The organism is Isoptericola sp. NPDC056134, assembly GCF_042264825.1.
Taxonomy (GTDB): domain Bacteria; phylum Actinomycetota; class Actinomycetes; order Actinomycetales; family Cellulomonadaceae; genus Isoptericola; species Isoptericola nanjingensis.
On record NZ_JBHJVM010000072.1, the window covers coordinates 1 to 1,423 of the forward strand.

Here is a 1,423-nt window from a genome sequence, read left to right on the forward strand (position 1 = left end):
TACTTCTCCGGCGGCGACACCACGTCGGGAACGCAGGTGACCATCGCGGACTGCGACACGGCAGTCGTCGGCGCCGACATCGCCTTCGTCATGAAGCCCCTCGTGCCGCCTTCCCTCTCGATGCCCACGGTCGGGACGAAGCTCACGGCCACGCCCGGTTCGTGGAACGTCACCAACGCTTCCTACACCTTTGCGTGGCTCAGGGACGGCGCACTCGTCCCTGGGGCGACCTCCTCGACCTACACCCCGGTCGCAGCCGACGCTGGACACCTGCTCTCGGTGGTGGTCACCGCACGCCACGTCAACTATCGAGATGCGACGGCGACCTCGGCGACGGCGAGGGTTGCGCCCGGTGCCGCGCCCAGGGTCACCAAGGCTCCGGTGATCAGCGGAACCGTCAGAATCGGCTCCACGCTCAGGGCCTCTGCCGGAGCATGGTCCGTTGCCGGGGTGACCCCGAGCTACCAGTGGTACAGAGCAGGCAAGGTCATTCCGAGGGCGACGTCATCGAGCTACACGGTCACGACGTCAGATGCCGGGTCTCGGCTGAGCGTTCGGGTCACGGTCAAGAAGGCCGGCTACACGAGTGCCTCCGCGGTTTCCGGATCGACGGTCGCCGTGCCGAAGGTCAAGCCGACGCTGGTGGCGGCCCCCGTCGCGACGACGATCAGCAGGACAACTGCGCCGAAGGTGAACGTCAGAGTCCAGGCCGCAGGCGTGCCCGCGCCGGTGGGCACCCTCGTCGTGACTCTCGGCACGAAGACCACGCGGGTCGTGCTCACAGCGTCTAGCAAGGGCAAGACCACCGTCACGCTCCCCAGGATGCCAGGGGGAAAGACGTACCCTCTGCGGGTTTCGTTCTCTCCGTCCTCTGCCGCCTCTTCGTACCTGACGTCTAGCTCCGTCACCGCTCCCTCGGTCCGCGTCCGGTAGTCCGCAGTGCTGCCTGGACGCTCACTGTCAGCGTGGTGGCTGGTGGCCATGTCGGAGCCCACCCCTAGCATCAACCGCACCAGCAGCGACGACGTGACGGTGAGGTAGAGGGTGCTCGAGAAGGTCAAGGGTCTGTTCCGGCGCGACCAGGAGCAGGCAGGAGGTGGCCGCCCGAGCGCTCGGCTCGTCGACGCGCTGAAGGTGCTCGCCGTCGAGTCGCCGGGGCTCGCGGACCGCGCGGTCGCGTACGTGCACCAGGGCGAAGGACCCGAAGTTCTGCTGGAGCTCGAGGCCCTGCGCGGCGGTGACGTCGAGGCGTTGCTGGGTCGGCCTGGCCAGTCGGGGATCTACTCGTGGACGACGCCCGCGCAGGACGAGCGGCTCAAGGCCGCGGTGCCGGGCTGGACGTCGGCGAAGGCCGTCACGGCCCGGTCCAACCTCTACACGCTGAGCGACTCCGTGACGATCCCCGAGCTCGTGCGCCTGGGCC

At 68.5% G+C, this 1,423-nt stretch carries 1 protein-coding gene and 1 pseudogene; both read left to right on the forward strand.

Features of this window, described 5'->3' with window-relative positions; genetic code table 11:
• Positions 1-933 (forward strand): annotated as a pseudogene (locus tag ACFCZN_RS21315) (hypothetical protein); the annotation flags it as partial.
• A 111-nt stretch (positions 934-1,044) separates the two neighbouring features.
• Positions 1,045-1,423: hypothetical protein (locus tag ACFCZN_RS21320; RefSeq protein WP_430558095.1), on the forward strand; the 379-nt coding region annotated here is incomplete at its 3' end.